This is a genomic window from Actinoalloteichus hymeniacidonis (assembly GCF_014203365.1).
GTDB lineage: Bacteria > Actinomycetota > Actinomycetes > Mycobacteriales > Pseudonocardiaceae > Actinoalloteichus_A > Actinoalloteichus_A hymeniacidonis.
In genome coordinates this window covers 5,567,775-5,591,123 of the sequence record NZ_JACHIS010000001.1, presented here as the reverse complement: position 1 = coordinate 5,591,123, position 23,349 = coordinate 5,567,775, and the positions used below count along the sequence as shown (strand labels likewise).

The window sequence follows — 23,349 nt, the reverse complement described above, 5'->3', positions numbered from 1 at the left end:
TAAGAATCACCATTCCATGAGGGGCGCGTCGTGTTCGCGTCGGCGCCATTCCTTGATGAGCCGACCGAAACGGGCGGTGGTTCCCATGCTGCGCACGGCCGAGACCTTGCCGTCGCGCATCTCCAGAACGGCGAGCCCGCGCACCCGATCTTCGAGTGTCACGACCAGTGCGGGGGAGCCGTTGACCACGGCGGCGTGGATGGCCGGGGCGCCGCCCAGCAGCTTTCGCCTCGCCGGAGTCGGCTTGAAGTTGGCGCGTATGGCTGCGGCGATTCGATCGGGAACCGAGTAACGGGTGAATTTCGTGGTCCAGTTGGCCCCGTCGGCGATCGCGGTCGCGTCGTCGGTCAACAACGCCACCAGGCGTTCGGTGTCGCCCGAGGCGGCGGCGTTGACGAAGGCCTCGACGATGCGGCGCGCGGCGGCACCGTCGACTGCACCGAGGGTCCGCTTGGTGGCGACATGACGTCGAGCCCGGTGGGTGTGCTGTTGGCTCGCGGACTCGGTGATGTCGAGGATCGTGGCGATCTCGGCATGGCTATGGGAGAAGGCCTCGCGGAGAACATAGACCGCCCGCTCGATCGGCGTCAGGCTCTCCAAGAGCACCAGCACCGCCAGCGTCACCGACTCCCGCTGTTCGACGGTGTCGGCCGGGCCCAGCATCGGGTCACCGTCCAGGAGTGGTTCGGGCAGCCAGTCGCCGACCGCGCGCTCGTGCCGCAGCTGCGCCGACCGGAGGCGGTCGAGAGACAGATTGGTGACTACCTTGGTCAGCCACGCCTCGGGTACCTCGATGTGTGATCGGTCTGCGCACTGCCAGCGCAGGAATGCGTCTTGCACGGCGTCCTCGGCATCGGCGGCCGAGCCGAGCAGTCGGTAGGCAATCGAGGCCAACCGATCCCGGTTGACCTCGAAATACCCCAGGTGAGCAGTGTCCATCAGAGCGACTCTGCGTGCCTATCGCGGCCGACCGAACGATCCGCGGTGGTCAGCCGGAGTTTGCGGCTCGGCAGCCCGTAGGTCGGATGGCAGGTGCTCCACACGACGTTCTTGAGCACTCCAGCCTTGAGACGCGCGGCAGGCCGGCCCCGGAGAGACCAGGACCTCGAGTGCGCCTCGCCATCGACCGCCTGGAAGATCGCATCCCGTTGTCCGAGGCTGAGGCAGTTTCCGAGGTATGCCATCGGGATCTTCGAGATCTTCCGACCGGTCAGGTCCCCGACGATCGCGGCCGTTGCCTGCCTGGCGGTGAATCCCGCCGAAGCGCACGACATCGGCAGCGGACTGCCGTTATCGCCGACGGCATGGACGCTGTCACCGGCGGCGTAGACCTCGGGGTGCGAGACCGAGCGCATCAGACGGTCGACGGTGATCCTGCCATCGTGTTCGACATCAAGACCGCTCGCGGCGGCGATGGGATGGACGGAGAAACCCGCCGCCCACACGGTCGCGTCGGAAGCGAGGGTCGTGCCATCGGAGGCGACGGCCCCCGTGGCCTCGACCCGGCCGATGGTGGTGTGCTCGTGCACTGTGATGCCGAATCGGTCGAAGGCACGAAACAGATGACGGCGAGCCTTCGGGCTCAGCCAGCCGCCCAGCTCGCCGCTGGTTGCGAGGGTGACCTGTAGTTCGGGGTGAGCCTCGACGATCTCGGTAGCGGCCTCGATCGCGGTCAGATTGCCGCCCACCACCAGCACCCTTCCATTCTCGGCCAGCTCGCCCAGCCTGCGACGCAATCGCAGTGTCGGCTGCCGTTCGGCGATATGGAAGGCGTGTTCGGCCACGCCGGGGACGCCGTGGTCGGCGGTGGTGCTGCCGAGCGAGTAGAGGAGGGTGTCGTACTCGAGTCGTTCGGTGCCAGCACGGTCTTCGACGGTGACGATTCGGTGCTCGACATCGACGGCGGTGACACGCGCCACTCGCAGCCGGAGGCTCGTGCCTGCGAACACCTTCGCCAATTCATGGCGGGGCGCATCCTGGCCTGCGGCGAGCTGGTGCAGGCGCATCCGCTCGACGAAGTGGGATTCGGCGTTGACGGCGGTGATGTCGAAGTCGTCGGGGTGAAGGTGACGGGCGAGGTATCCGGCGGCGAAGGCCCCGGCGTATCCGGCCCCCAGGACAACGATGCGATGGCGCATTCTCCTGCTCCTGTCTCTACGTTCGCACCCAGAACGAGATGGCACCGGGATTCCTGACACGGCCGAAGAGTGACTTGGGTCACTGATGTCCGGGATCGTCGCCGTGCGCTCGTTCGGCGCGATACGAACGATTCGGGCGAGCCATCATCGAGTCGGCCGGTCGGGCCGCCGAACTTTGCCCAAGGGCGGTCACCGGGCATCCTCCTGCGAGATCACCGCGTTGATCCCGAGTCGGTGCAGCGAATCCCCGAACCCGGCAGGGGATCGCGCTCGTTGCTTCGAAGACGACGAACGCGGGTGGAGAATCCCTGCTGCCCAGGCCGAACCCGAGTGGTCCGAGCGTCCGGGCGGCGACCCGACCCGACGGCGTGCTGCCAACCGATCGCGTTCGCTGTGCGTGTCCTCCGACACGCTCTGGCTGCCCGACCTCGTGCCTGGAGCCCGCGCCGAAGCGCTTTCACGTTGGGCGAAACGGGTGCCGTTGTGCCGATGTGGCCTGAATCTACTTGCGTTCACACTCGCTCGTCGGTTTTACTCAGTGAGACCGACCATCCTGAGCGGCTGAGAGACCTGGCTCTATGACGCCGCAGCAACCACCCACTCGTTGGGCAGGTGCTAACGCCAGGACCGATGGAGTCGTAGTGTTAGTTCGCTTCATGCTCACGCGCCGACGTGTGGTCGACCAGTGTCGTCGAACCGCTTCCGGCTGTCGGGTCTACCTCGAGTCAACCCGAGCTTAGAACCCACCGGAATTTCGTCGCCCTTTCTCACCGCCCCCGATGGGGGCGGTCTCAGCGTGCCGCCTTTCGCGCGGCCCGGCGTCGTGGAGCTAAAGATGATCACTGTCGACAAGCTGACCAAGACCTTCCCCGGCAAGAACGGCGTGGTGCACGCCCTGGACGGGGTCACCCTGTCCGTCCCGGAAAGCACGGTGTGTGGGGTGGTGGGCCCCAGCGGCGCGGGAAAGTCCACGCTGGCCAGGTGCATCGCGCTGCTGGAACAGCCCGATAGCGGTTCGATCACCGTCGAGGGCACCGACCTGGTCTCGCTGCGCGGTCGTGATCTGCGGGCCGCCCGCCGCCGCATCGGCGTCGTTCCGCAGGGCGATTCGCTGCTGCGCCAGCGCACCGCCGCGGGCAACGTCGCGCTTCCGCTGGAGAGCGCCGGGGTGAGCCCGGCGGCGCGTCGTTCCCGGGTCGTCGAGTTGCTGGACCTGGTCGGCTTGACCGACAAGGCAGGCAACTACCCCGATCAGCTTTCCGGTGGTCAGCGGCAGCGTGTCGCCGTGGCCAGGGCCTTGGCGGCGCGGCCGTCCGTGCTGCTGGCCGACGAACCGACCTCGGCGCTGGACCCGGAGACCACCGGTTCGGTGCTCACCGTGCTCGACCGGGCGCGGGCCGAACTCGGTGTGACCGTCCTCGTCGTCACGCACGACATGGCAGTGGTCCGGCGGATCTGCGACGACGTCGCGGTGCTGGACGACGGACAGATCGTGGAACACGGAAAGGTGCTCGACTTGCTCAGCGTGCCAGGTAGCCGGATCACCTCCGCCCTGCTTCCCGAGGTCGACCAGGCGACGGGGGCCTTCAATCCCTCGACGCGGGCCGACGTCGTCGCCGAGGTGGTGCTGGTCGGATTCGCCGCCGTCGGCGCGCTGCTGCCGGAGGCCGCCAACCGGTTCGGCGTCGACCTGTCGATCCTCGGCGGCGGTCTCACCAGGCTTGGCGACACCCCGGTCGCTCGATTCCGCATCGGCTTGACCGGTGACCGATCCGAGGCTGCGCTGGCCTGGCTCGGCGAGCACGACGCGACGATCCGTCGCACCCCGCAGGAGATAGGAGGAGTGGCCGCGTGAGAGAACCGACCCCGTGGGATCGGGTCTTCGATCTGGTGTCAGCCGCCACCGGAGACACGATCTTCATGGTCGGCATCGCCACCGTCTTGGCGGCGATCGGCGGAATCCCCCTCGGGGTGCTGCTGCACATCACCTCGCCGACCGGTTTGAGCCCGCGTCCGGTCCTGCACCGGGTACTCGGCGTGGTGGTCGACATCGGTCGTTCACTGCCGTTCGTGGTGCTGCTGGTCCTGCTGGGGTCGGTGACCAGGACGTTGGTCGGCACCACGATCGGCCCGACGGCCGTGATCGTCCCGCTCACGGTGGGTGCTATCCCGTTCGTCGGACGGCTGGTCCAGGCTGCCCTGCGCGAGGTCAACGCCGCGGTCGTCGAGGCAGCCATCACCACCGGAGCCAGCCGCACGCGCATGGTCCGCAGCGTGCTGCTGCGTGAGGCGGGCCCGGCGCTGGTCGCGGCGATCGGTGTCACGGCGGTGACGTTGATCGGCTACTCGGCGATGGCCGGGGTCATCGGCGGTGGCGGACTGGGCGACGTGGCGATCCGCTACGGCTACCAGCGCAACGACACCCGGATGTTGTGGGCGTCGGTGATCGCGCTGGGTGCCCTCGCGTGGTTCACCCAGCTGCTCTTCGACCGGTTGGCCCGAGGCATCGATCGACGGCGGTCCGCTTTGAAGATCTGATCGCGCCACGCACAGCTTGTTCTACCCGCGCCACCGGCCCGTTGCCGCGCAACGGCGTCCGGAGTCCGGTGGCGTCGGTCCAATTCAGTCCACTGTGGACACACTGGCCGCAATCGCACAGTGGGCCACCAGCGAAGAAGGAGTACACCGCAATGCGTATTCGAGCTCGGGTCAGACAGACCACCGTCCTGCTGGCCGCCTCCGCAGCCGTGCTCGCGGGCTGCGGCAGCGAGAACGGTCCGGACGCCACCGAGCCCGGCTCGACGGACGGCCCGTTGCGCGTGGGCGTCAGCCCGGTGCCGCACGGCGAGATCCTCAACTTCATCAACGAGGAGCTGGCCGAGGAGGCGGGACTGGAACTGGAGGTCGTCGAGTTCACCGACTACATCCAGCCCAACACCGCGCTGCAGGAGGGCTCGCTGGAGGCGAACTACTTCCAGACCGTTCCCTACCTCGACAACTTCGAGATCGAGCACGGCGGAGAGTACGAGTGGATCGAGGCGGTGCACCTCGAACCGCTCGGCCTCTACTCGGAGAGCGTCGAGTCGATCGACGACCTGCCCGACGGCGCCACCATCGGCGTGTCCAACGACCCGGCCAACCTCAACCGGGGTCTGCAACTGCTCGCCGCCAACGACCTGATCAGCCTGCGGGAGGGCACCGAGGGGCAGGCCACCGAGGCCGATGTCGAGGACAACCCGAAGAACCTGGAGTTCGCGCCGCTGGAGGCCGCGCAGCTGCCGGTGAGCCTCGCCGACACCGACGCCTCGGTGATCAACGGCAACTACGCCATCGACGCGGGCCTGAGCCCGGCCGACGACTCCATCCTGCTGGAGGAGGCGGCGGACAACCCGAACGCCAACGGCATCGTCACCACGCCCGCGTTGGCCGACGACCCGAGGATCGCCACGCTCGTGGAGCTGCTGACCTCCGATGAGGTTCGGACCTTCATCGAGGAGAACTACGACGGCGGTGTGCTGCCCTCCTTCTGACCCGACTCGTTCTCGCCGGAAAGCGGGTGAGAACAAGCATCGTCGCGGCCATCGGCCCCCATCCGCCCTCGGCCCTCGTGCAGGGGGACGGATGGGGGTCGAGCGGGGTGATCCGGATGCACCAGCGACTAACGGAAGGTGATCGTCTGATGCCGAAGAGTGCTCATAGAAGGTTGATCGAACACATCCAGCGGAACCGGCCGTAGGCTGCAGGGGTGCTCGCAGTCGTACCACCCCCGATAACGGTTCGCGTTCCGGCCAAGGTCAATCTGCACCTTGGCGTCGGCGATCTGCGTGAGGATGGCTACCACGATCTGATCACCGTCTTCCAAGCCCTGTCGTTGACCGATGAGATCACCGTCGCAGCCACGGACGATCCCGGCGTGGAGGTGCACGGCGAGGGAGCCGATGCCGTGCCCGCCGGGCCGACGAATCTCGCGTGGCGAGCCGTCGAGGCGCTGGCCGCGCATGTCGGCCGGAACTCAGCGGATCCGAAGGTCCGGGTGGTGATCAACAAGGGCATTCCGGTCGCGGGTGGCATGGCGGGCGGTAGTGCCGACGCGGCGGCGACCTTGGTCGGGCTGGCCTCGCTGTGGAAGTTGGACATCGGCCGAGACGAACTCGCCGATGTCGCGGCGACGCTGGGCAGCGATGTGCCGTTCTGTCTGCACGGCGGCAACGCGCTGGGTACCGGTCGCGGCGAGCGGCTCGTCCCGGTGCTGTCCCGGCACTCGTTCCACTGGGTGCTGGCGCTGGCCCGCCGAGGACTGTCGACGCCGAGTGTCTTCCACGAGATGGACCGGCTGCGCGATGAGGGCAGACCACCCCGCATCGGCTCCGTCGAACCCGTATTGGAGGCCTTGGCCTCCGGCGACCCTCGGCAGTTGGCCCTGTTGCTCGGCAACGACCTGCAGGCGGCGGCGGTGTCCTTGCGCCCCACACTGCGTCGGACCCTGCGGGCAGGCGTGGACGCGGGCGCGCTGGCCGGTGTGGTGTCCGGTTCGGGACCGACCTGTGCCTTCCTGTGTGAGAGCGCGGCATCCGCAGTCCAGGTGGCAGCCGAGCTGTCCGGGGCGGGAGTCTGCCGCACGGTTCGGGTCGCCCAGGGGCCGGTGCCGGGCGCCAAGGTCGTGCAACGCGAGGATCAGACGCGGCCTGCCCCACCACCGGTGCACGCATGAGTGGCAGGCATCGGGCAGGAGACGAGCCCGAGTCACCAACGAAGCGACGTCGGCACCTCGTCCTGATCCACTCGCAGCCGGACGCACAGGGGCAGGATGCACAACACGGCGGCGCTGAGGAAGAACGGGGCCTGGACACCAAGGCTGCCCGCCACCGTGCCACCGACGAGTGCCCCAGCCCCCGTAGCGGTCAGGCCGCACAGGCGATCGACGCTGGTGATACGCCCGAGCAGCGCGTTGGGACCGATGCTCTGTCGTATCGAGGTCGCCACGATCGTCCAGACCATGAACATGGCGTTCCCGGCGGAGACGACCACGAAGGCCAACGGGAGCGAGGACGTCACGGCCTGTAGGGCGTACATGGCCCCGATCAGCAGTGGTACCGCCCGGACGATCACGCGGCGACTCACCCGTCCTTCGAGCCGCACGGCCAGGTAACTGCCTGCCAGTGCGCCGACGGCCTCGCCGACCAGGAACAGTCCGAACCCGATCGCATCGAGCCCCAACCAGCGGGTGCTGAACAGCACGAACACGCTCGTGATCATTCCGACGCAGAAACTCACCACCGCGCCGATGAGCGTGACCGAACGCAGGACGCGGTGCTCCAGGACGTGTCGGATGCCGGTGCCGACCTCGGCCGTGATGCTGCGGATCCCCCTCGGTCCCCGGGGGACGGCGACGCCGGTCTTCACCCGAACCCAGACCAGCATGACCGCCGAGAGCAGGAAGGTAGCCGCGTTCGCGACGAACGGCAGGGCGTGGTCGATCGAGAACAACACGCCGCCGATGGCCGGACCGAGGAAGGCGACCCCCATCGTCCAGGAGAAGGTCAGCAGGCTGTTCGCGCGGTCGAGCTCGTGGTGGGGCACCAACTGCGGCAGGATCGCCTGCGCCGCGCTATCGAACAGCGTCTGCGTGGAGCCCAACACGATGGCGACCAGATACAGCGGCCACAGCGTGTGCACATTGCCCGCGACCAGGCCCGCGAAGGACAGGATCGCCACGGCCCGAACGACATCGCTGAAGATCATCAATGCCCGGCGGCGCATTCGGTCGGCGGCGACCCCGGACCACAGGGTGACCAGGGCGGCGGGCAGCACCGAGGCCACCTTCAGCGCGGCCACCGCCGTCTCATCGGTGGTCAGCTCGACCGCGAGTAGCTGGATCGCGGGCAGGTACAGGCCGGTGCCCAATGCCGATATTCCATTTGCCAACAGCAGCGCCAGGAAACTGCGGTTTCCGGCAATTGGTGACGTCGTTCCGGCGGCGCCGCTGTTGATCAACTGACTCGACTCTCCTTGAAACGGGGCGGCGTCCCACCTTCGAAGAGTCGTTGCAGGGTGCCAAATGCGGGTAACGGGCACCGCAGAATGACACTGCGGAACAAGGTCGCGGAAACGCGCCATGAAATTTGACCTAGATAATTCACGGCGAATTCAGGGGGTTTTATGGTCGATATCGACCGTGGAAGCGCCCACCGGCAAGGATGACCTGGCGCGTCGGACCTGGGCTCTCTCGGTCAGTTCATTGCTCAACCCCCAGCTCGCGAATTCGGATGATTGCAGTCGATCGACAACCATCACGAGAAGATCAATATTACGGAGCAGTGGGCGGCGTGCGCAATCGTCGGTACGGGCTAACGCGGTGCGCCCGATGGCGCAGCCGGATAGGCTAAAGCGCAACCAATCGGACTTCCGTTGCGCCTTTCGGGTAAAAGGCAAACGGTGGAATTGTATGGTGGTAAGCGAACTTTGCGGCGCGCACGCCAGCCGCGAGCTCTTGACATCCAGTCCGGTGGAGCTTGCATGATCGACTGGTGACAGAGAGTGACAATCGAAGCCGGCGTATCCGCATCTGGGACTCCGGGCCCTTCCGCAGGCTGTGGTTCGTCGGGTTAGCAGGCTCCCTCGGGTTATGGACCGTCCAGATCGGTTTGACGGTCGCAGTACTGGCCGAACACTCCGGCTCGACACTGGCCTGGCTGCTGCTGGCGGGGACGGTTCCCGGTCTGCTGGCCGGACCGGTCGCGGGCGCGGTGGTCGACCACGTCGAACCGAGGCTGGCTGCCGGCGTCGCTCTCGCAGTACAGGCCGTGCTGATCATGGGCATGGCGGTGTCGCTATCCCAATCGCTGATCGCCGTCGCCGGGTGCAACGCGATCTGCTCGATAGCGGCCCAATTCCCACCCCTGGCGCTGCAGCGGCTCCGCTATGCGTTGCTCGACGAACGCCAATGGCCACTGGCCAACGCCGCGGTGTCCCGCATCATGGCGATCACGACGATCCTGGGCGCGGTGGCGGGCAGCGGGGTCAGCGATCTCGGCGCGTTGCCCGTCTTCGGCTTCGCCTGCGGACTCCAGGTGCTCGGTGCTTTCGTGGTGTGGCGAATGCCTGTCATCGGACGAATGGGCCTCGACACCGCAGCTGCGCCACGACGGCTACAACTCGGCGGTGGGATCGCCGTCCTACGCCGCAATCGGGCCGCCAGGGCCGTTGTCGCCCTCTGCACCTCCTGGGGTCTGATCGGCGGTGGTCTCACCGTGCTGCTCGGGATCTTCGGCACCGACCTCTCCGGCGATGGCCGGGGCGTGGCACTGCTCTTCACCGTCTACGGAGCCGGATTACTGGTGGGCACGGTGCTGGCCGGACAACTCGCCGCCACAACCATGCGCACCCACCACCTCACGGCCTATCTCGTGCAAGGAGTCGCCTGGACCTCGGTGGCGCCACTGGCCACGCTCGCCGTCCCGCTCGCCATCGTGCTGTTCATCATGGGCATCGCGGGCGGCGTGATCATCGGCATCGAGGTCACCCTGCTGCTCCGAGATGTGCCACGACACCTGCACGGCCGGGTGTTCAGCATCTATCACCTCGCCGATGGCATGTCCGAACGGACCTCGCTCGCCCTAGTGGGTGCGGCGCTGGCCGTGCTGGCGCCGACCACCGTCGTGGTGATCGGCGGACTGGCCTCGATCGCGGTCGCCATGCTGTGGAGCCTGGGTAGTCGGGGTGGCAGACGGTCGTCGGGCCTCTCAACGCCCCCGGCAGGTCGGATGGCGACCGACGAGAGCGGATAATGCAGTGGTGGCGGCCGCGCGGGTCGTGGCGGATGGACGAAACGGAGTGTGTCCCGGCCGATGGTCAACCTGGTGAACCTGTCCGAGGTGTCGAAGTCCTACGGCGTGCGAAACCTGCTCGACTCCGTATCGCTGGGCATCGGACGTGGCGAGCGCGTCGGCGTGGTGGGGCTCAACGGCGGCGGCAAGACCACGTTGCTGGAGGTGATGGCGGGCATCGAGCCACCGGACTCCGGCCGCGTCGCACACACCTCCGACCTGCGGATGGCTGTCGTGACCCAACGGACCGAACTCCCGGAGGGCTCGACGGTCCGCCAGGCGATCCTCGATCCGCTCGGCTACGCCGCCGAGCACGAATGGGCCTCCGACGCGCGGGTGCGCGGCATCCTGGAGGGCCTGGGCATCACCGAACGCGGCCTCGACGCCCCGGTGGCCAACTTCTCCGGCGGTGAGCGGCGTCGGGTGGCGCTGGCCGCGGCGCTGGTGCAGGAACTCGACCTCATCGTGCTCGACGAGCCGACCAACCACCTCGACATCGAGGGCGTGCAGTGGCTGGCCGGGCATCTCACCGCCCGCCGCTGTGCCCTGATCGTCGTCACCCACGATCGCTGGTTCCTGGACACCGTGTGCACCAGGACCTGGGAGGTCGTCGGCGGCAGCGTCGAACAGTACGAGGGCGGCTACGCCGACTGGATCTTCGCCAGGGCGGAGCGGGCCAGACAGGCCGACGCGGCCGAGGACCGACGCCGCAACCTGGCGCGTAAGGAACTCGCCTGGCTGCGCCGGGGAGCACCGGCCCGCACCTCGAAGCCGAGATACCGCATCGAGGCGGCCGAGACGCTGATCTCCGATGTCCCACCGCCCCGGGACACCGTCGAGCTGATGACCTTCGCCAAGCGCAGACTCGGGCGCACGGTGCTGGAACTGGAGAACGTCGACCTGCGTGCAGGCGATCTGACCATCGCCGAGGACATCACCTGGCGGATCGGCCCCGGGGATCGAGTCGGATTGGTCGGTGTCAACGGATCGGGCAAGACGACCCTGCTGCGGATGCTGGCGGGGGAGCGGGAACCGGCAGCGGGCCAACGCATCCAGGGACAGACCGTGCGCCTCGCCCACCTCACCCAGGAGTTGCACGACCTGCCGCCGCAGCTGCGGGTGCTGGAGGCCGTCGAAGAGGTCGCCACCCGGGTCACCCTCGGCAAACAGGATCTCTCCGCCGCCCAGCTGGCCGAGCGGCTCGGCTTCCCCAAGGGCAAGCAATGGACGCCGGTCGGCGACCTGTCCGGCGGCGAGCGACGCCGACTGCAGTTGGTCCGGCTGATGATGGCCGAGCCCAACGTGCTGCTGCTCGACGAACCGACCAACGACCTGGACATCGACACCCTGCAACAGCTCGAGGACCTGCTCGACTCCTGGCCGGGAACCATGGTGGTCGTCTCACACGACCGGTACCTCATCGAACGGGTCTGCGACAAGACGGTCGCGTTGTTCGGAGACGGCCAGGTGACCGATTTGCCGGGCGGAATCGACGAATACCTGCGTCGCCGCGAACAGCTGCAAACACAGCCGACCTCGGTGGGCGAGGCCACCTCGGCGGGGACCGAGAATGCTAGCCCGTCCGCAGGCAGTGGGATGTCCGCCGCCGACACCAGGGCCGCCCGCAAGCAGCTCGCCAAGCTCGAACGCAGGTTGGCGACCCTGGACAAGAAGGAGAAGGAACTCAACCAGGCGCTGGCGGATGCGGGCAGCGACACCGGTCGGCTGATGGATCTGGACGCCGAACTCCGACAGCTCAAGGCCGAGAAGGCCGAGGTCGAGGAGGAATGGCTCCTGTCAGCCGACGCGCTGGAGGGATGAGGGCGGCAGCGAGGCATGGCCCAGCGGGTCCCCGTCCTGCTCTCTCGCCGACCGGGCCGCAGCCGACAACCTCCGTTGTCGGAACCGGTTGCTCTGTCGAGCCCAGCTCATTGCTGGGTCAGCGAGCACTCGACCGGGGTGGTCGGCGAACCGATCGGGTGAAGGCGCGTTGAAGACGACAAAGAGCGCGAGAGCGGTCCCTAGTCTTCTGTCGATCTAGAGCGGCGGAAGAAGAAGGTATGACGGACGTGGCGAGCGGCCGAGAACTGACAACCAGGGGCCCGGTCGACGGTTTACCACGTAACGCCATGCAAGAGCAGTTCAGTCTTGCGTTCGTGCGAATGGTCGCGGCAGCAGCGGGATGTTCGATCAAGAGCCATGAGACGGACTATGACGGAGTCGACATCACCATCGTGGACTCCCGCGAGCATAAGGAGTTCAACTACCCGGAGCTGGAGCTCCAGCTGAAGTGCACATCCCAACATGGCTTGCTCAAGGACGGCTACCTCGCGTGGACGTTGGAGCGCAAATCGTTCTTGAAGCTGTGTAATCCCAAGCGTTTCGTTCCTGCGTTCCTCGGTGTGTTGCTGATCCCGGAGGATCCGCACCGCCTCCTCGATCTCTCGGAGGAGGGACTCACGAGTGAAAGTCGGATGTACTGGGCGCGGGCAACGAGTCTGGGTGACATCGTGGAGGGTAGGGCGAACAAGACGGTGCGCCTGCCCCGAGACGGTTTCTTCGATGTCCCAGCGCTCCAGCGCACCATGAACGAGCTCGGTGAAGGTGGTGGGCAATGAGCTACCTGCGGGATGGTGACCTGCAAGAAGTTACGTCCGTGCTGTCGCCTTCTGCGGTCTCGCAGTACCTGGCCTCTCACGGGTGGGAACTCGAAGCACGGCAGGCGGAGATCAAGGAGATCTGGCGGCTCCCGGGCGAGGGCGGGCTACGCGGCCGGATCATGCTTCCGCTGGCTACCGACTACGTGGATTTCTCGCGGCGCTTCAAGGAGGTGCTCCTCGCTCTCACCTCCATCTATGACTGGAATATCGCGCAGTTGGTGGAACACATCACGAGCGCTCGTGCCGATCTCTTCTACGTTCGGCTTGATCAAGAACTGCTGGACGGGACCATTCCGTTCCGGCAAGCCGAAGCGTCTCTCGGTGCACTGTTCAGAATGATGAAGGCCGCAGCCACGACGGCCGACGACCCGCTGCACTCGCATCGAGGCAGGCGATCAGCTGTCGTCACCGAGTACCTCGACGATGGGATCCGGCTGGGGCATACCCAGCGGGGCAGTTTCGTCTTCACCGTCGTGTCCCGGCTCGGTGATGCCGCACCGGACGAGGCTGCTTCCGACCTGCCCTTCGCCCGTAAAGTCATGACGACACTCGCCTCCGACCTGTCGTCGGTGCGCAGGCTGGCGTTGGCCTGGGACGAACAAGCCCTCGATCGTGCTGCGGAATCCGGCCTGAGTGCCAACCTGGTGGAGTCGCTGCAAGACCTCACTCAGCCAAGGACGCTACGCATGGTGGATCTGTCCTTCGCCTGGGCCACAGCTGCCCCGACACCTGCTGTGGAGACCTCGCGTATCCGCGTCGATCGCGATGCGATGGCGGGCCTTCCGCTGCTACGGGAACGACTGGTCCGACGGGAGGAACCGCCGCGACGGGAGACCCTGTTCGGGATGGTACGTACCTTGAACCGGGAGGAAAACGGCGATGATGATCTCGATAGCACCAGCATCGTACTGACGACACACGTCAATGGCCGGTTGCGAAAAGTCCAGGTGCCGCTTGCCGGTCTCGACTATGAGGGTGCAATCCAGGCACACCGAAGCAAGCAGCCGATCGTCGTGACCGGAGACTTGATATTCGAACGCGGTGCGTGGCGTCTCACCGGAGCGATCAGCATCGATCCGGGCAGCCTCGACCGACTGCGCTGAAACAGCTCGCGTCAGTCGAGCTGTTCGGCCAGTCCGACGATGATGTCCTCGGGGCCACGGAGATAGCAGAGCCGATAGCTCTGTTCGTACTGCACGATCTCGCCGACCAGCTCGGCGCCATGGGTGAGCATCCGTGCCACGACCTCGTCGATATCGTCGACGGCGAACATGATGCGCCGAAGCCCCAGCGTGTTGACCGGGGCGGATGCGGGCTCCGGGCTGATCGACGCAGGCGTGTGGAATTTCGCCAGCTCGACGCCGCCATGGCCGTCCGGGGTCCGCAGCATGGCGATGTCCTGGCGAACGTTGTCGATCCCGATGACCCGTTCCGCCCAGCGCCCTTCGATGGGCGCCTTGCCTTCCAGCGTCATGCCGAGTTCCGTGAAGAACGAGATGACCGCGTCGAGGTCGTCGACAACGATGAGGACGTTGTCCATTCGCCGAATCGCCATGCGCGGCAGCGTAGCGACTGCGGGCGTCAATTCCGTGCATCCACAGTCACGCAGCGTCGCCGGTTGTCGAACGCGGAACGACTGCCGCACTCGTTCAGGCAGCACAGTCGGTAGTTCTGTTCATAGTGCACGATCTCGCCGACCGCGAACATGACGAGGGTTCGGGCTTGATGGCCGCACGCGGCATCCAGCCCGGTTGGTGCGCGTCCAGAAACCCTCGTCAAGGGAGACGAAGCGCGTCCCGTCCTCGGTTAGGGCCAGACCCTAGTGGCGATGGGGTTTTGATCAGCCTCCGATGGAGGCGAGCATGTCCGGATCCAGCTCGATATCGGCGATGCGGTAGACGGGTGGTGTCTCACCCATCAAGTGCTCGACGAAGTAGTCCCAGCGGCGACGCAACCAGTACGCCTGATTGACCAGCATGGCGTGATCGGCGTTGGGCATGATGAGCAGGTCGAAGTTCTTGTTGGCTTGGATCAGGGCATCGACGAGACGCATCGTGAGGTGCGGCGTGACGTTATCGTCCATCTCGCCGTGTACGAGGAGGAGTTTGCCTCGGAGGTTGTCGACGAGCGACATGTTGGAGTGCTTGGCGTAGTCGTACTCGTCGGGATCGCCGAAGAACTTCTCACCCCACCAGGCGTGGTACATGGCGTCGTCGTGGTCGCCGGACGATGAGACCGCGACCTTGAAGAAGTCGGGCGCTTGGAGCATGGCCCGGGTGGATCCGTAGCCACCGCCGGACTCACCGAAGATGCCTACCCGGTCCAGATCCATCCACGGCCGGGTCTCGGCGAGCTGCTTGATGGCCTCGACGTGATCGGCGACGAATTGCCCTTCGCCCACGAGACGCGCGTGGTCCTGGAAGGCCTTGTGCCGCAGGGCGGTGCCGCGCGCGTCGATGGCGACCACGACGAACCCGAGGGCGGCGAAGACGGCTCCCGATACCTCGGCCGAGATGAAACCACCGGATTGCGGGAACCGCCGGGGTGTGGTCGTGACCTGAACGCCTGCGTAGATCTCGTCGAGGACGGGGTAGGACTTCGACGGGTCGAAGTCGTGCGGCTTGTAGATGGCGCACTGGATGTCGGTGACGCCGTCTGCGGACTTGACCATGACACGCTCGGGTGGCGTCCAGCCGGCCGCGTACAGGGCCGTGGCATCGGCCTGCTCGAGTTCGAGAACCACTTCTCCGGCCCCGTTGCGCAGCACGGATACGGCTGGGACATCGACGCGTGACATGACATCGACGAAGAACCGACCCGAAGGTGAGGGGCGGGTCTCATGGTCGAGTCCGTCGGTGGTGATGGTGGTGATCTCACCGCCGTCGAGGGAGACCGAGTACAGCTCCTGCAGGTGGATGTCGCTGCCCGGTTCGCGTCCGGCGGCGGTGAAGGTGACGCGTCGGGCCTGCTCGTCGACGCTCACGATCTTGCGGACCAGCCAGTCGCCCGAGGTGACGGTCACCGTAGATCCGTCCGGACGGTGCAGGTAGAGGTGCCCCCACCCGCTGCGTTCGGACCACAACAGCACCTCCCCAGACGCCAGAACCCTGATGTTGCGCTCGTGGTGATAGGGGGCGATCAGGACGTTGGTCTCGCTGCTCTCCGCAACGAGCACGGTGACGTCGCCGGTGTCCGGATCGAGTTCGTGGACGCGGACGGTCTTGTCGCCGCGATCGCCCCACGCGAAGTGGATAGTCGAGGAATCCTCGCTCCACCACATGAATCCGTAGGCGATGGTCGGGACGAACGGCGTATCGATCGGCGCGCACGTCGACTTCGTCGACTCGCCCGTGGCCGCATCGAAGACGAAGAACTCTGCGGTGGCCACTTTCTCATCCCCGACCAAGGGGTAGTGGTAGCTCATCAAGCGAGGTCGTCCGCCGTCTTGGGGAGACGACCGTACGAGGTGCATGAGTTCGACCTCGCGCTGGTCGAGCCGGTGTGTGACGAACCGACTCGAGTCTGGCGACCACACGACATGAGGGGGGAAGGTGACGCCGAGATTCTCTTCCATGACTCGGTTCGCGACCGCGTCGTTCATGCCCGCGTACGCGTACCCCTCGGCTCCGTCGGTCGTGAGCTGTCGCTCCTCGTCGGTGGTGGTGTCGCGGAGGTAGAGGTTGTGATCGCGCACGCCCACCGACCACCGCCCGTCGGGCGAGCGGGTTTCCGAGGGATGGGTGGGGCCGAGGATGGTGGCCTCGTAGTCGTCCGTGCTGACCCGGATCCGCTGCTCGCCGACGACGACCTCCACGGCGTCGTCGAACAGCTCGATCCCGTGGAACGGCAGATCGGTCGCCCGATACGTCGCGTCGAGGATCCGACCGAGCGCCGTGGCCATCCGCTCGTGGTCGAAAGCGGGCTCCTTGGTGCGCGCCTCAGCGTCGACCACGACGAACTCCTTGCCCGCCGCCGTTTGAATCCGGTACCAGAAGGTCGCGGTGTCCCGGATCCACGTCGGTTGGACCTGAGCGTGCGTGACCAGCGCCTTCAGGTGATGTGGCAGTAGGGCCTCGGCGTTGGCGTACCTGGTCTCCAGATCGGTCGTCATGAAAGCTGCTCCTCCGGGGTGCCGGGTCCGGCACCGAGTCGGTGGGGATTCGGACACCACCGAGTCCAGACCCTGACGTCGCGTCCGAATCAAGACCACACCGATGAGAGGTGGGTCACGGTGCCGGTACGCCGGCAGCTGGGAGCGCCATCAGTGCTGGTCCAATCATTGTTGGAGCTGGCACAGCACCCGGTACCGCAGGAATTCGAGGGACCGTTCGTCGAGCAGCGCCGAGCCCTGCGGGTCGATCGAGGGCAGCGCGTTCACCCGCCCGATCACCCGTTCCAGCAACGCGACGAAACCGTCGATGATGAGGACGTATCCATCCGCCGGATTGCTATGCGCTCGACGGCAGCGGCCGGCCTATGCGCCGCGTGCCCATCACGCGGGGCGGCTCAGCTAGTCGAGACCCATGGATTCAGCGCTGGTGGAACCGGTTCTGGGCGGCTTCCAGGCCCTCGGTCATCAACGCTTCGACGGCGTCGGCGCAGTGATCCACGAAGAACGCCAGTTCCTTGCGTTCCACGGTGGAGAAGTCCCGCAGTACGAAGGCCGCCGGGTCCATTCGGCCGGGTGGCCTGCCGATGCCGCAGCGCACCCGCAGGTAGTCCTTGGTGCTCAGCGAGGAGGTGATCGATCGCAGCCCGTTATGGCCGTTGTCGCCGCCGCCCAGCTTCATGCGCACCGTGCCGAACGGCAGATCGAGTTCGTCGTGCACCACGATGACCGAGGCGGGCTGGATCTTGAAGAACCGCACCGCGCCCGCGACCGCGCCGCCGGAGAGGTTCATGTACGACCTCGGTTTGGCCAGGACCGCCCGCTGGTTCGACAGCCTGCCCTCGACCACCTCGGCGGAACTCTTGTGGCTCTTGAACTTGCCGCCGACCCGCGACGCCAGCTCGTCGAGCACCATGAAGCCGACGTTGTGCCGGTTGCCCGCGTAACTCGCCCCGGGATTGCCCAGCCCGACGATCAAGGGGAGCTGCTGTTCGTCCACCGAATCTTCCCGATCCACTCGGCCCGGCAGGGCCTGCTGAACGCGGTCGAGGAATACGTCGACCTCGTCTTCGTTGTATCCGCGATTGCCCAGCGGCGACCTGGCGAACACGACGTCGGCAACGTTGCCTGCGGTCAGCGCCGCGCGCCCTTCCAGAGTGCGAGCGATCTCCTCGAGGAAGGCGTCCACCTGTTCGCAGTGATAGCCACGGCGCAGCAGGCCTCCCGGCGCGAAGGTCGTCTCGCGGATGTCGGCGGCGGTCAAGCCCATGTCGGTCCCCTCGATGAAGCGAAGGCGGCACACTCATTAAAGTGTGCCGCCCTCGTCAACGCGAACTTCTCGGGTGGCTCGCCCACCGGTCCGACGTGGGCGCGATGAAACACCAAGCCCTCATCGGCTCGGATCAGCTCTCCGATGCGTCGCCTTCGCCTTCGCCTTCGCCCTCCGACTCGCCACCGTCCAGCTGCGCGGCGGTCGGTGCGGCGTTGACCGAGACGATCAGGGTGTCGGGGTCGGTGACCAGCTCGACGCCCTCCGGCAGGGTGACCTGCGACGCGAGGATCTGGGTGCCCTCGGTGGCGCCCTGGACCGAGACCTCGAACTGCTCGGGGATGTTCAGCGCGTCGGCGGCGACCTCGATGACGGTGAGCTCCTGGTTGACCAGGGTTCCGGGGCCACCCTCGCCGTTGACGACGATGGAGACCTCGATGTTGACCTTCTCGCCGCGCTGCACGAGCAGCAGGTCAACGTGCTCGATGTAGTTCTTCAGCGGGTGGACCGTGACGGTCTTGGTGAGCGCCAGCTCTGGGGTGGCACCCTCGAAGTCGAGCGAGAGCACCGCGTTGCGGCCGTGCTCACGGACGACCCGGGCGAACTCCAGGGCAGGCAACGACAGGTGCTTGGGGTCGGAGCCGTGGCCGTAGAGAACGGCAGGGATCTTTCCCGCGCGACGGGTGCGGCGGGCGGCACCCTTGCCGAACTCGGTGCGCGATTCTGCGGCAAGACGTACCTGGGACACGGGATTGCACTCCTTGCGACATCGGATGATGTGACCGGTGGGCGGCTGCGGCGGTGAGGCGCGCGAAAGCAGACACAGCGCGGCTGATTCAACCGCCGCGTCAATCACGCCAGGTCGAGAGAACCCGGCCTCGCCGAGGCAACCCGAATAGTGTAGGCCGACCGAAGGATGCACTTCACCCGGGGGTGCCCAGATCAGGACGTACGCGCGATGGTGAACAGCGCGGCACGGTCCCGTCACACACACATGATGTTCCCTGACAATCGTGGACTCAGCGTGAGCTGACGGTTAATTTCTCCCCATGTCAGCAGACGTCGAACCAGCACAGGCCGTGCCGCCGCAAGGCTGGCGTGCTCGCCTACGCCAAGTCGGCCCGGGCATCATGGCCGCCGCCACGGGCGTGGGAGCCGGTGACCTGGTCGCGACCCTCGTCGCGGGATCCCGCTTCGGCTACACACTCTTCTGGGCCGTCATCGTCGGCACGATCTTCAAGATCGCCTTGGCCGAGGCCACCGGACGATGGCACGTGACCTCCGGCCGAACGATCCTCTCCGGCTGGCGCCAGCTGGGCCGATGGGCGCTCGGATACTTCGGTATCTACGCCGCGATCTGGGGTTTCGTCTACGGCGCGACCGCGATGTCGGCCTCGGCCCTGCCACTCAACGCCCTGTTCCCGGTGCTCGACGTCCGGTATTGGGGAATCATCTGCGGTCTGCTCGGCCTGGTGATCGTGTGGTTCGGCCGCTACGCAGTCCTCGAACGGATCATGACGATCTTCGTCGGGATCATGTTCGTCACCGTGGTCGGCACGGCGATCCTCGTGGTGCCGAACATGACGGCGCTCACCGCGGGCGTGGCGCCGGTCCTGCCGGAGGGTTCGTTGATCTACGTCCTCGGGTTGATCGGTGGCGTCGGCGGCACCATCACCATGGCCTCCTACGGCTACTGGACGATGGCCAAGGGCTGGCGGACGCCCAAGTGGCTGGGCATGATGCGGTTCGACAACATCGTCGGCTACGTCACCACCGGTGTCTTCGTCGCCTCGATGCTCATCGTGGGCGCCGAGCTGCTGCGTGGCTTCGACATCCAGAGCGGTGACGGCGGCCTGCTGACCCTGGCCGACGTCCTCGCCGCTGACTACGGCCAGTGGGCCCGCATCCCGTTCCTCGTCGGGTTCTTCGCCGTGGCGTTCAGCTCGGTGATCGGCGTGTGGAACGGTGTCAGCCTGCTGGTCAGCGACTGGTGGCGGGTGTGGCGGCTCCGCAAGCACGAGAGCGAGAAGGTCGATGACGAACAGCACTACGACCAGTTCGCCGGCCCGAAGACCAAGATGTACAAGGGCTACCTGCTCTGGCTGACCTTCCCACCGATGGCGCTGCTGTTCCTGGACCAGCCGTTCCAGCTGGTCATCGTCTATGGGGTGCTCGGTGCGCTGTTCATGCCATTCCTGGCAGGCACGCTGATGGTGCTGCTGAACTCGAAGAAGCTCGACAAGCAGTACCGCTCGCGGTGGTTGTCCAACACGCTGCTGGGCATCTGCGTGCTGCTGTTCGCGGTGATCGCCATCAACCAGTTGATCGGCATCTTCACCGGCTGACGGGCCGACGAGACACGAAACGGGCGGGACGCCCCGGTTGGGCCGTCCCGCCCGTTCTATTCGAAGGCGGTCACCGAGTGGCCGTCGTCAGGCGTTGCCGCCGAACAGGCTCGTCACGGAGTCGTCCTCGAACACCGCCTGGATCGCCCTGGCCAGCAACGGCGCGATGGACAGCACCGTCATGGTCGGGAAGCGCTTCTCCTCGGGGATGGGCAGGGTGTTGGTGAACAACACCTCCTTGGCCCCACAGTTGGCCAGCCGCTCGGTCGCAGGCGCGGAAAGCACGCCATGCGTGGCGGCGATGATCACGTCGGAGGCGCCCGCCTCCAGCAGCGCGTCCACCGCCTTCACGATCGTTCCGCCGGTGTCGATCATGTCGTCGATCACCACGCAGAGCCTGCCCTTGACCTCGCCGACGATTCGGTTGGCCACGGCCTGATTCGGCTTGAACGGGTCTCGCGTCTTGTGAATGAAGGCGATCGGCCTGCCACCGAGCTGGTCGGCCCACTTCTCCGCGAGCCGGACCCGGCCCGCGTCGGGTGAGACCACCGTGAGCTGCTCGTCGGCATAGGTGGTTGCGACATGCTCGGCCAACAGGTTCTGCGCGAGCAGGTGGTCGACCGGTCCGTCGAAGAAACCCTGGATCTGCGCGGTGTGCAGGTCCATGGTCATGATCCGGTCGGCGCCCGCGGTCTTGAACATGTCCGCGATCAACCGCGCCGAGATCGGCTCCCGGCCCCGGTGCTTCTTGTCCTGCCGCGCATAGGGGTAGAACGGCATGATCACCGTGATGCGCTTGGCGCTCGCTCGCTTCAGCGCGTCCACCATGATGAGCTGCTCCATCACCCACTGATTGATGGGCGCGGTGTGGCTCTGCAGGACGAAGGCGTCCGAACCACGCACCGACTCCTCGAAGCGCACGAAGATCTCGCCGCTGGCGAAGTCGTAGGCGGATTGCGGGGTCACCGAGACGTTGAGGTACTTGGCGACCTCGTCCGCCAGCTCCGGGTAGGCCCGCCCGCTGAAAAGCATCAGGTTCTTCTTCGGTGTTCCCGGTTTCGGGCTCATGCCCGGCTCACCGCCGTGTGGTCCTGTGCAGCCGCAAGAGGAAAGATCATCACCGCAGTAAACCCTCACTTTTGGTCACGACTATCGATGGCCTTCCGCACGGTACCCGCGCTTTTCGGCCAGTTGCGCCCGCAGTATCGATGCACACTGATCGACACGGACGAGGGACCTGCCTCGGCTCGGCCGCACCGTGCGCATGGCGTGTCCGATTGAGGACATTCGTCCGGCAACGCGCGATCCGACGGGTACCCAACGTCACGGATCGAGAGTGCTGGGTGCCGGGTGACCCGGTGCGGATCGGCGACGATGTGTCCGGTGTGACTCAGCCCTGTTCGGCGTCGCCGCTCTCCTTCGCCGCGGCTTCCTTCGCCTCGGTCGCCGCCTCGGCCGCAGCCGTTCCCGGCCTGCGTCGGATCACCCAGTCCTCGATGTTGCGCTGCGGACCACCGGAGACGGCCAACGCGCCGGGCGGTACATCGCGCCGGAGCACCGTGCCCGCGCCGGTGTAGGCGCCATCGCCGACCGTCACCGGGGCGACGAACATGTTGTCCGAGCCGGTGCGGACATGGGAGCCCACCACGCTGCGGTGCTTGGCGATGCCGTCGTAGTTCACGAACACGCTGGCCGCGCCGATGTTGCTCTGCTCGCCGATCGTGGCATCGCCGACGTAGCTCAGGTGCGGAACCTTGCTGCCCGCGCCGATGTCGGAATTCTTCACCTCGACGAAGGTGCCGATCTTTCCGTTCGCACCGAGCCGTGCGCCGGGCCGGAGATAGGCGAACGGGCCGACCGTGGCCTGCTCGGCGATCTCGGCCTCCCGGCCATGGGTACGGATCACCGTGGCGCCCGCGCCGATCACCGTGTCGGTGAGGTCGGTGTCCGGTCCGATGACCGCGCCCTCGGCGACCCGGGTGCGACCACGCAGCCGGACCCCCGGTTCGAGCACCACGTCCCTGGCCAGCTCGACCTCGACGTCCAGCCACACCGAGGCCGGGTCGACCATCGTGACGCCCGCCCGCATCCAGCGTTCCACCAGCCTGCGGTTGAGCTCGACACCCAATTTCGCCAGCTGCACCCGGTCGTTCACGCCCTCGACCAACCACGGGTCCGAGCAGCGCGAGGCCCCGACCCGGCGTCCGTCGCCCCTGGCGATGCCCAGCACGTCGGTGAGGTAGAGCTCGCCCTGGGCGTTGTCGGTGCCCAGCCTGCCGAGGGCATCGCGCAACACCTCGGCGTCGAAGGCGTACACCCCCGAGTTGATCTCGGTGATGGCCCGCTGGGCCTCGGTGGCGTCCTTCTGCTCGACGATGCCGGTCACGCTGCCATCGGCGTCCCGCAGCACTCGGCCGTACCCGGTCGGGTCGGCGAGCTCCGAGGTGAGGACCGTGACGGCGTTGCCTGCCGTGCCGTGTTCGGTCAGCAGTGAAACCAGCGTGTCGGAGTCCAGCAGCGGCACGTCGCCGTAGCTCACCAGCACGATCCCGGTGAGACCGGCGGGCAGCGCGGCGAGCGCGCAACCGACCGCGTGGCCGGTGCCCTTCTGCTCCTCCTGCACCGCCGTGGCCACCTGCCTGCCCGTGTCGCGAGCGACGGCGTCGAGACGTTCGGTCACCTGCTCCCTGCCGTGTCCGACGACGACCACGAGATGCTCGGGATCGACGCCGAAGGCGGCGTGGACCGCATGTTCCACGAGGGCCCGTCCGGCGATCTGATGCAGCACCTTCGGCGTCTTCGAGCGCATACGGGTTCCTTCACCCGCGGCGAGGACGACGGTGCTGATCGGGCCGGTGGGCTCGCCGGAGGGAACTCGGGGAGCTGGGCCGCCCTGGAGCATCGATGCTTCCCTTCCACGCTGGGTTGGTGACCGCGGGGGATTCCGGCCGCCTGCTCGTCTGAGACGGTCGACCCGGCAAGAGACAGGGCTCGTGCTCGGC

General features: G+C 66.7%; 19 protein-coding genes, 1 pseudogene and 1 riboswitch. Of the genes and pseudogenes, 9 read left to right on the top strand and 11 right to left on the bottom strand.

Annotation, left to right across the window (positions count from 1 at the left end):
- Positions 1–6: 6 nt before the first annotated feature.
- Positions 7–939: a sigma-70 family RNA polymerase sigma factor gene (locus BKA25_RS23610; protein ID WP_069846545.1), complete on the bottom strand. Its 933-nt coding sequence runs from the start codon at positions 937–939 to the stop codon at positions 7–9.
- A complete protein-coding gene (locus BKA25_RS23605) occupies positions 939–2,138 on the bottom strand; it encodes an NAD(P)/FAD-dependent oxidoreductase (protein ID WP_069846547.1) in 1,200 nt (399 codons plus the stop codon). The genes BKA25_RS23610 and BKA25_RS23605 overlap by 1 nt, the downstream gene beginning before the upstream one ends.
- 545 nt (positions 2,139–2,683) lie before the next feature.
- Positions 2,684–2,775, top strand: a riboswitch (SAM riboswitch).
- Between the two features lie 198 nt (positions 2,776–2,973).
- Here BKA25_RS23605 and BKA25_RS23600 point away from each other — a divergent pair.
- From BKA25_RS23600 to BKA25_RS23585, 4 genes are all read left to right on the top strand, one after another.
- Positions 2,974–3,993 carry a methionine ABC transporter ATP-binding protein gene (locus tag BKA25_RS23600; protein WP_069846550.1) on the top strand — a complete coding sequence of 340 codons (1,020 nt, stop codon included), beginning with the start codon at positions 2,974–2,976 and terminating at the stop codon, positions 3,991–3,993.
- On the top strand, positions 3,990–4,676 hold the full coding sequence (locus BKA25_RS23595; protein WP_069846551.1) for a methionine ABC transporter permease: 687 nt from the start codon (positions 3,990–3,992) through the stop codon (positions 4,674–4,676). The genes BKA25_RS23600 and BKA25_RS23595 overlap by 4 nt, the downstream gene beginning before the upstream one ends.
- A gap of 152 nt (positions 4,677–4,828) precedes the next feature.
- Complete coding sequence (locus tag BKA25_RS23590; protein ID WP_069846553.1) at positions 4,829–5,668, top strand: MetQ/NlpA family ABC transporter substrate-binding protein; 840 nt, start codon at positions 4,829–4,831, stop codon at positions 5,666–5,668.
- A gap of 215 nt (positions 5,669–5,883) precedes the next feature.
- Positions 5,884–6,849: a 4-(cytidine 5'-diphospho)-2-C-methyl-D-erythritol kinase gene (locus tag BKA25_RS23585; RefSeq protein ID WP_069846555.1), complete on the top strand. Its 966-nt coding sequence runs from the start codon at positions 5,884–5,886 to the stop codon at positions 6,847–6,849.
- 32 nt (positions 6,850–6,881) lie between these two features.
- Here the strand turns inward: BKA25_RS23585 and BKA25_RS23580 are convergent, their stop codons facing one another.
- On the bottom strand, positions 6,882–8,132 hold the full coding sequence (locus BKA25_RS23580) for an MFS transporter (protein WP_172803725.1): 1,251 nt from the start codon (positions 8,130–8,132) through the stop codon (positions 6,882–6,884).
- Positions 8,133–8,665: 533 nt separating this feature from the next.
- Between BKA25_RS23580 and BKA25_RS23575 the strand changes: the two genes are divergently transcribed.
- The 4 genes from BKA25_RS23575 to BKA25_RS23560 all read left to right on the top strand — a co-directional run bounded on the left by BKA25_RS23575 (position 8,666) and on the right by BKA25_RS23560 (position 13,727).
- A complete protein-coding gene (locus BKA25_RS23575) occupies positions 8,666–9,925 on the top strand; it encodes an MFS transporter (RefSeq protein ID WP_069846558.1) in 1,260 nt (419 codons plus the stop codon).
- Positions 9,926–9,985: 60 nt separating this feature from the next.
- Entirely contained in the window at positions 9,986–11,785 is a 1,800-nt protein-coding gene (locus BKA25_RS23570; protein ID WP_069846560.1) for an ABC-F family ATP-binding cassette domain-containing protein, read from the top strand.
- 239 nt (positions 11,786–12,024) lie between these two features.
- On the top strand, positions 12,025–12,582 hold the full coding sequence (locus BKA25_RS23565; RefSeq protein ID WP_069846561.1) for a DUF4365 domain-containing protein: 558 nt from the start codon (positions 12,025–12,027) through the stop codon (positions 12,580–12,582).
- The gene (locus tag BKA25_RS23560) at positions 12,579–13,727 is read left to right on the top strand and encodes a hypothetical protein (protein ID WP_069846563.1); all 1,149 of its coding nucleotides are present in this window, start codon (positions 12,579–12,581) and stop codon (positions 13,725–13,727) included. Before BKA25_RS23565 ends, BKA25_RS23560 begins: the two co-directional genes overlap by 4 nt.
- A gap of 11 nt (positions 13,728–13,738) precedes the next feature.
- Here BKA25_RS23560 and BKA25_RS23555 read toward each other — a convergent pair whose 3' ends face one another.
- The 6 genes and pseudogenes from BKA25_RS23555 to BKA25_RS23540 all read right to left on the bottom strand — a co-directional run bounded on the left by BKA25_RS23555 (position 13,739) and on the right by BKA25_RS23540 (position 18,750).
- Positions 13,739–14,179: a VOC family protein gene (locus BKA25_RS23555; RefSeq protein WP_069846565.1), complete on the bottom strand. Its 441-nt coding sequence runs from the start codon at positions 14,177–14,179 to the stop codon at positions 13,739–13,741.
- 285 nt (positions 14,180–14,464) lie between these two features.
- Positions 14,465–16,735, bottom strand: a complete 2,271-nt coding sequence (locus BKA25_RS23550) for a S9 family peptidase (protein ID WP_069846566.1) — start codon at positions 16,733–16,735, stop codon at positions 14,465–14,467.
- Positions 16,736–16,900: 165 nt separating this feature from the next.
- A complete protein-coding gene (locus BKA25_RS28105; RefSeq protein ID WP_257786088.1) occupies positions 16,901–17,026 on the bottom strand; it encodes a hypothetical protein in 126 nt (41 codons plus the stop codon).
- A 127-nt stretch (positions 17,027–17,153) separates the two neighbouring features.
- Positions 17,154–17,732: an aminoacyl-tRNA hydrolase gene (gene pth / locus BKA25_RS23545; protein WP_069853246.1), complete on the bottom strand. Its 579-nt coding sequence runs from the start codon at positions 17,730–17,732 to the stop codon at positions 17,154–17,156.
- A gap of 39 nt (positions 17,733–17,771) precedes the next feature.
- A pseudogene (locus BKA25_RS27425) lies at positions 17,772–18,002 on the bottom strand (DivIVA domain-containing protein); the annotation flags it as partial.
- A gap of 133 nt (positions 18,003–18,135) precedes the next feature.
- A complete protein-coding gene (locus BKA25_RS23540) occupies positions 18,136–18,750 on the bottom strand; it encodes a 50S ribosomal protein L25/general stress protein Ctc (RefSeq protein WP_069846568.1) in 615 nt (204 codons plus the stop codon).
- 301 nt (positions 18,751–19,051) lie between these two features.
- Between BKA25_RS23540 and BKA25_RS23535 the strand changes: the two genes are divergently transcribed.
- On the top strand, positions 19,052–20,347 hold the full coding sequence (locus BKA25_RS23535) for an Nramp family divalent metal transporter (RefSeq protein ID WP_069846570.1): 1,296 nt from the start codon (positions 19,052–19,054) through the stop codon (positions 20,345–20,347).
- Positions 20,348–20,434: 87 nt separating this feature from the next.
- On the opposite strand, the gene BKA25_RS23530 is transcribed toward BKA25_RS23535, so the two are convergent.
- Complete coding sequence (locus BKA25_RS23530; protein ID WP_069846571.1) at positions 20,435–21,415, bottom strand: ribose-phosphate diphosphokinase; 981 nt, start codon at positions 21,413–21,415, stop codon at positions 20,435–20,437.
- A gap of 322 nt (positions 21,416–21,737) precedes the next feature.
- Positions 21,738–23,249, bottom strand: coding sequence for a bifunctional UDP-N-acetylglucosamine diphosphorylase/glucosamine-1-phosphate N-acetyltransferase GlmU (gene glmU / locus BKA25_RS23525; protein ID WP_069846573.1), 1,512 nt, complete (start codon positions 23,247–23,249; stop codon positions 21,738–21,740).
- Between the last annotated feature and the right edge of the window lie 100 nt (positions 23,250–23,349).

Coding starts and splice junctions, on each gene's coding strand:
- BKA25_RS23610 (WP_069846545.1), bottom strand. CDS start 939: ATGGACACTGCTCACCTGGGGTATTTCGAGGTCAACCGGGATCGGTTG.
- BKA25_RS23605 (WP_069846547.1), bottom strand. CDS start 2,138: ATGCGCCATCGCATCGTTGTCCTGGGGGCCGGATACGCCGGGGCCTTC.
- BKA25_RS23600 (WP_069846550.1), top strand. CDS start 2,974: ATGATCACTGTCGACAAGCTGACCAAGACCTTCCCCGGCAAGAACGGC.
- BKA25_RS23590 (WP_069846553.1), top strand. CDS start 4,829: ATGCGTATTCGAGCTCGGGTCAGACAGACCACCGTCCTGCTGGCCGCC.
- BKA25_RS23570 (WP_069846560.1), top strand. CDS start 9,986: ATGGTCAACCTGGTGAACCTGTCCGAGGTGTCGAAGTCCTACGGCGTG.
- BKA25_RS23565 (WP_069846561.1), top strand. CDS start 12,025: ATGACGGACGTGGCGAGCGGCCGAGAACTGACAACCAGGGGCCCGGTC.
- BKA25_RS23560 (WP_069846563.1), top strand. CDS start 12,579: ATGAGCTACCTGCGGGATGGTGACCTGCAAGAAGTTACGTCCGTGCTG.
- BKA25_RS23555 (WP_069846565.1), bottom strand. CDS start 14,179: ATGGCGATTCGGCGAATGGACAACGTCCTCATCGTTGTCGACGACCTC.
- BKA25_RS23550 (WP_069846566.1), bottom strand. CDS start 16,735: ATGACGACCGATCTGGAGACCAGGTACGCCAACGCCGAGGCCCTACTG.
- BKA25_RS23535 (WP_069846570.1), top strand. CDS start 19,052: ATGTCAGCAGACGTCGAACCAGCACAGGCCGTGCCGCCGCAAGGCTGG.
- BKA25_RS23530 (WP_069846571.1), bottom strand. CDS start 21,415: ATGAGCCCGAAACCGGGAACACCGAAGAAGAACCTGATGCTTTTCAGC.
- glmU (WP_069846573.1), bottom strand. CDS start 23,249: ATGCTCCAGGGCGGCCCAGCTCCCCGAGTTCCCTCCGGCGAGCCCACC.